This is a genomic window from Frankia sp. CeTa3Moorea (assembly GCF_978021225.1).
On the sequence record NZ_CDXDOR010000225.1, the window covers coordinates 1 to 5,555 of the forward strand.

Here is a 5,555-nt window from a genome sequence, read left to right on the forward strand (position 1 = left end):
GTCCGGGGTGGGGCCCGGCCGGTGGCGGGTACCGCCTGCTGCTGCGGGAGGGCCCCCGTGGCGTCCGGCGGGTGCTCGTGGTCGACACCATGATCGCCGTCAGGGAGGGGATTGCCGCCGGGGACGGGATCGGCGCCGGGGACGGAATCGGCGGGTCATGGCAGGTGCCCGGCGGGACGGCGACCACCGTGACCGGTCGGTTCGTCGCCGACGGCCGTCGCCTGCTGCTGCTGTGCGACATCGGGCGGGACCGGGCCGCGTTGTTTGGCGTCCCCGTCGACCCCACGGGCGATCCGGCCGGCGGGCCGCGGGTCCTCGTCGCCCGGGACGACGCCGATCTGGAGCGGTTCGCCCTGCTCGATCCGGATCGGGCGGTCGTCGTCTGGAACGTGGGCGGGCGCAGCGAGCTCGCGCTGGTCGATCTGCCCACCGGACGGTCACTGACGCTGCCGCCGCTTCCCCGCGACGTCGTCACCGGCGTGCTCGTCCGGCCCGGGGGCCGGGAGCTCGTGCTTGCCCTGGATGGTGCTACCAGGCCGGGGGAGATCTGGACCTGGGATCTCACCGCGCCATCCGCCGGCTACCGTCGGCTGATCTCGCACGCTCCCGTCGAGGCGGTGACTATCCCGGGACCGCGGGTTGTCCTGAATATCGACGTCGACGGTCCGGGATTCGACAGCCCGGAGCCCGCCGGGCCACCCGGGCCACCCGCGCCATCCGCGCCATCCGCGCCGGCGCGCGTACCCGGGATCCCCGGGCCCCGCACCGGTGACCACCCGCGGCTGGTCCGTCCGGTGCCGTGCGCCCTGCCGGCCCACGACGGCCGGGAACTGTCCGGTTGGTGGTACCGCCCGCACGGCCCGCGAGGACCGGTCCCGACCCTGCTCCACCTGCACGGCGGCCCGGAGGCGCAGGAGCGTCCCGTCTACAACCCGCTGTTCCAGGCCGTGCTCGCCCGGGGGATCGCGGTGTTCGCGCCGAACGTGCGCGGCTCCACCGGATTCGGCCGGTCGTTCGAGGAGGCGGACCACACCCATCGTCGGTTCAGTGGCATCGCCGACGTCCGCAGCTGCGTGACGCATCTGGTCGCGACGGGCCTGGCCGACCCGGACCGGATCGGCGTCGCCGGCCGCTCCTACGGCGGCTATCTGACGCTGGCGGCGATGGTCCACTTCCCGGAGCTGTTCCGGGTCGGGGTGGACGTCTGCGGGATGGTTGATCTGGAGAGTTTCTATCAGTACACCGAGCCGTGGATCGCCGCGTCCGCGGTCACCAAGTACGGTGATCCACGCACCGAGCCGGCGTTGCTGCGGGCGCTGTCCCCGCTGCACCGGATGAGCGCCCTCGCCGCGCCGCTGCTCGTCGTGCACGGGGAGAACGACACCAACGTCCCGGTGATCGAGGCGGAGCAGACGGTCGCCGCGGCCCTCGCTCGCGGCGTCGACTGCCGTTACCTGCTCTTTCCCGGCGAGGGGCACGAGATCGCGGATCTGCGCCACCGCAGGTCGTTCGTCCGAGCCGTCGTCGACTGGCTGACCCCCCGGCTGCTGGCCCTCTGACTCCCCCACCCCCGACCGCCGGACGGCTGACGGCCGGGGGGAGGGACTGCGGAGGGATCTCAGAGCCGGCGGGTGAAGTGGAAGGCCGCGATCGTGAAGCCGGTCCGCAGGTAGAGCCGGTGCGCCTCGTAGCGGTGGGTGCCGGCGTCGAGATGGATATGTTCGCAGCCGAGCCGGCGCGCCTCCCGTTCACTCCAGGCGAGCAGCCGGGTGGCGTGCCCCCGCCCCCGCGCCGCCAGGATCGTGGACAGGTCGTCGATGACCAGATGCCGCCCGTAGGCGAGCGAGGTCACCTGCCGGAATCCGACCGCCGCGACCACCCGTCCCAGCTCCCCGTCCCACGACGCGACCAGGCGGTATCCCTCGGGGCGCTGGACCTCGTTGACGAGCTTGACGAACCCGGTGGAGGTCAGATGCGGCCGAAGCTGCCGCATGGGGTCGAACGCCAGCCAGGTACGATCCGCCTCCAGCTCCTCGATCTTCACATACCGTATTCTTGCAGCTTCACCAGGTGAGCCGATGTCCCCGGACGGGTGGAGCGCTCAGAACCAGCCGCGGCGGCGGCCCAGGTGCTCCAGCTGCTGGTGGAGCAGCCCGGCGAGCTGGTGCCGGTCGGTGTCGTGGTGGCCAAGCCGGAACCGGCTGAGCTCGTCGCCGCCGGAGGACAGCAGCCCGCCGCGGCGGTCGGCCTCCAGGACGACGTCCACCCCGGAGCCGTCGACGAGGAAGGTGACTTCCAGTTCGGAGATGCGCCGGGCGTACTCGCCCGACGGCTTCAGCTCGATCTCCTGGTAGAAGGGCAGGTCGGAGCCGTGTAGGCGGCCCTTCTCGACGTCGGCGGACCTGAAGTGGAAGCCGAGGTCACCGAGGGAGGTGAGCACCGCCTCCTGGACGGGCAGCGGGTGCACGTTCACCGCGTCGAGGTCACCCGGGTCCACCGCCCCGGGGATGGCCAGCTTGGTCCGCACCCCGATCTTCATCCCGTGCAGGTGCCACCCGCCGATGTCGGTGATCGGGGTCTGCCACGGCACGGGCAGCTCGAAGCGGCCGCTGATCTGCTGCTCCGGGTGGATAGTGAAGTCGCCGCCGATCTGCTGGGTACCGAAGGTGATCTGCTCGTGCCAGGTCGAGTCGTCGGTCTCGACCTCGACGGTCGCCTCGAGCGTGACGAGGACCTTCTCGATCTTCTGCTCGACCTTGCCGCCGGTAACGGTGGTCAGACCGGTCACGACCTGGCCCGGCAGGGTCTCCGGACGGTCCAGCACGGTCTCGACCTCGGCCCCGCCCACGCCGAGCCGCGACATGAACCGCTTCATCCCCATGGGTGCCCGTCCTCTTCCATTCCCATTCTCGTGTGTGCGTAGGACACGTTCTCACATCCGCAGGACGACCGGACCGCCGGAACCGCTCCCGGGTCGGCAGGGTGACAGCGGGCGGGGCGCGTCAACGGGCCGGTGGCGCGGATGGGGTACGGCGTCCGGCTTCGGGGCGAACCGGTACCATTCCGCTTCGTGACCTGCATCGTCGGGGTACAGCAGGACGGCCGGGTCGTGATCGGTGGGGACAGCGCCGGTGTCGCCGGCTGGTCTATCACTGTCCGTGCGGATACCAAGGTATTTCGTAACAGTGAGTTCATTATGGGGTTCACTGATTCGTTCCGGATGGGCCAGCTGCTCCGCTACAGCCTCGTGCCCCCGGTCCCGCAGGACTGGGATCTCGATCGGTTCATGGCGACGGACTTCATCGCGGTGGTCCGGGACTGCCTGCGCGACGGCGGCTTCGCCCGCAACGACTCCGGCAATGAGAGCGGCGGGCTGTTCCTGGTCGGCGTCCGCGGACACCTCTACCGCATCGACTCGGACTACCAGATCGGCCGCAGCGTGGACGACTACTACGCGGTCGGCAGCGGCGACGAGTACGCCTGCGGCTCGCTGCACAGCACCCGGGGCCTCGACCCGAAACAGCGGGTCCGGATGGCGCTGGAGGCCGCGGCCCACCACTCGACCGGGGTGTGCCCGCCGTTCCACATCATCTCCTCCGACGACATCTCCTCCGACGACGTGACCACCTACGACGCCCCGGACTGACCGGACGCCCCGGACTGGCCGGACAGCGGTCAGCGGTGGAGCCGTTCCGCGGCCAGTGCGGCGAAGGCCGACGTGCCGGCGAGCGGTTCGAAGCGTTGCGCGGCGGCGGTCAACGTGCCGTATTCGTCCTCGGTGAGCGTGATGTCGGCCGCGGCGGCGTTGCTCTCCACCTGGGCGACGCTGGACGCCCCCGGGATCGCGACGACCGACGGATGATGGATCGCCCAGGCCAGCGCGATCTGGGCGGGGGTGGCGTCGTGCGTGGCGGCGACCTCGCGTAGGACGTCGAGCAGCGGGGTGGCGCGGGCCAGGTTCTCGGTGAGGAACAGCGGGTTTATCGCGCGGATCCGCCCGGTCGGGCGGTTCGTGACGTCGTAGCGGCCCGAGAGCAGCCCCTGGCTCAGCGGGCTCCAGGCGATCACGACCCGGGACTCCCGGGCGGCGAACGCCAGCAGCTCCTCGCCCCGCCTGCGCCGAACCAGGCTGTACTCGACCTGGTTGGACAGGATGGGCGCGCCGAGCGCCGCCTCGGCGTCCTGCCAGCGGGTCAGCGAGTAGTTGCTGACCCCGACGTCCCCGACGAGGCCGATGGTGCGCAGCGCCGCCATCCCGCGCATCGTCTGGCCGTCCCTGATCACCGGATTGGGCTGGTGGACCTGGTACAGGTCGATGCGGTGCACCCCGAGCCGGTTCGCGCTCGCGACCGCCCGCTGCTCGACGATCGGAGCCAGCGGGAGCACGGGGAACACCTTCGTCGCCACATACGCCCGGTCCAGCGCGTCCGGGATCCCGGCCAGCGCCGAGCCGAGGATGCGTTCGCTGCGCCCCATCCCGTAGATCTCGGCGGAGTCGAACAGCGTCACCCCGAGTTCGAGGGCCCGGCGCACGATGCGCCCGGCCTCGGTGTCGGCGTAGCTCGCCCCGTACCCCCACTCCCTGGACCCGAACTGCCAGGTTCCGAGGCCGATCTTGGATATCTTCTTACTGGTGGCTGTCGTGATGCCCTCGACGTAGCGCATCTGTCCAGTGAACGCCCGACCGTGCCGGAGCGCGAGAGGAGCGTCACCGGTAGCCGCTCCGATGCCGGTGTCGTCGGGGGATCGTCTTGTCCGCGAATCGTCTTGTCCGGGGATCGACAGCGTTCCCGGCGCCGACGTGTTCGGCTGTACCCTCCGGCAGCTGCTAGTTTGCCGGCAATCCGGTTCGTGTGGATGCGGGCGGGTGCCGGCTGGCCGGTTGGGCACGGTAATGCCGGTAGGTAATGGTTGTGCCGGTCCGTCACGGAACGCCAGGTGGAGGGAGCGTGTTGGTCACCCAGTTCAGTCGAGGGCAGAAGGCGCAGCTGTCGACGATCACCCCGGGCACCGACCTGTACGTCGGGATCCAGATCAATGCGCCGGGGGAGTGGGACATCTCCTGCTTCGGCCTGGACGGCGCCGATCGCCTCACCGACGACCGCTACTTCGTCTTCTTCAACCAGCCGGCGTCGCCGGAGAAGTCCATCCAGCTCCTCGGGCCGCAGGCCGGCGACAGTCAGGCGTTCCGGGTCACCCTCGACCAGGTGCCCGCCTCGATCGGCCGGCTGTCGTTCTGCGCCGCCCTCGACGGTGCCGGTAGCGCCTCGGCGATCTCGTCGGGGTACCTGCGGATCGTCGTCGCGGGAACCGAGGTGCTGCGCTACTCCTTCACCGGCGCCGACTTCACCAGCGAGCGCGCCGTGATGATCGCCGACATCTACCGCAAGGGCGTGTGGCGGATCGCCGCCGTGGGCCAGGGGTTCCAGGGGGGACTGGCCGAGCTCATCCGCTCTTACGGCGGTGAGGTCGCCGACGAGGCGCCGCCGCCCGCTGCACCGCCGCCGCCCATGGGCTTCGCGGGTGGGATGCCCGCCACCGGCATGCCGGGTGGG

6 protein-coding genes are annotated in these 5,555 nt (G+C 70.9%); 3 read left to right on the forward strand and 3 right to left on the reverse strand.

Annotation, left to right across the window (positions count from 1 at the left end; translation table 11 throughout):
* Positions 1 to 1,559 (forward strand): alpha/beta hydrolase family protein (locus tag AC08OV_RS23125; protein ID WP_476620311.1); only part of this gene is annotated, 1,559 nt, incomplete at its 5' end.
* Positions 1,560 to 1,618: 59 nt separating this feature from the next.
* On the opposite strand, the gene AC08OV_RS23130 is transcribed toward AC08OV_RS23125, so the two are convergent.
* Positions 1,619 to 2,044, reverse strand: coding sequence for a GNAT family N-acetyltransferase (locus AC08OV_RS23130; protein WP_011437295.1), 426 nt, complete (start codon positions 2,042 to 2,044; stop codon positions 1,619 to 1,621).
* A 57-nt stretch (positions 2,045 to 2,101) separates the two neighbouring features.
* Positions 2,102 to 2,881 carry a sporulation protein gene (locus AC08OV_RS23135; RefSeq protein WP_476600618.1) on the reverse strand — a complete coding sequence of 260 codons (780 nt, stop codon included), beginning with the start codon at positions 2,879 to 2,881 and terminating at the stop codon, positions 2,102 to 2,104.
* A gap of 189 nt (positions 2,882 to 3,070) precedes the next feature.
* Between AC08OV_RS23135 and AC08OV_RS23140 the strand changes: the two genes are divergently transcribed.
* Positions 3,071 to 3,646 carry an Ntn hydrolase family protein gene (locus tag AC08OV_RS23140; protein ID WP_476592619.1) on the forward strand — a complete coding sequence of 192 codons (576 nt, stop codon included), beginning with the start codon at positions 3,071 to 3,073 and terminating at the stop codon, positions 3,644 to 3,646.
* A gap of 29 nt (positions 3,647 to 3,675) precedes the next feature.
* Here AC08OV_RS23140 and AC08OV_RS23145 read toward each other — a convergent pair whose 3' ends face one another.
* Complete coding sequence (locus AC08OV_RS23145) at positions 3,676 to 4,665, reverse strand: aldo/keto reductase (RefSeq protein ID WP_476615624.1); 990 nt, start codon at positions 4,663 to 4,665, stop codon at positions 3,676 to 3,678.
* Between the two features lie 287 nt (positions 4,666 to 4,952).
* Between AC08OV_RS23145 and AC08OV_RS23150 the strand changes: the two genes are divergently transcribed.
* The coding region (locus AC08OV_RS23150) for a TerD family protein (RefSeq protein ID WP_476620312.1) at positions 4,953 to 5,555 on the forward strand (603 nt) is incomplete at its 3' end.

Excerpts from the sequence above, each read along its gene's own strand:
- AC08OV_RS23135 (WP_476600618.1), bottom strand. The coding sequence starts at position 2,881 with ATGGGGATGAAGCGGTTCATGTCGCGGCTCGGCGTGGGCGGGGCCGAG.
- AC08OV_RS23145 (WP_476615624.1), bottom strand. The coding sequence starts at position 4,665 with ATGCGCTACGTCGAGGGCATCACGACAGCCACCAGTAAGAAGATATCC.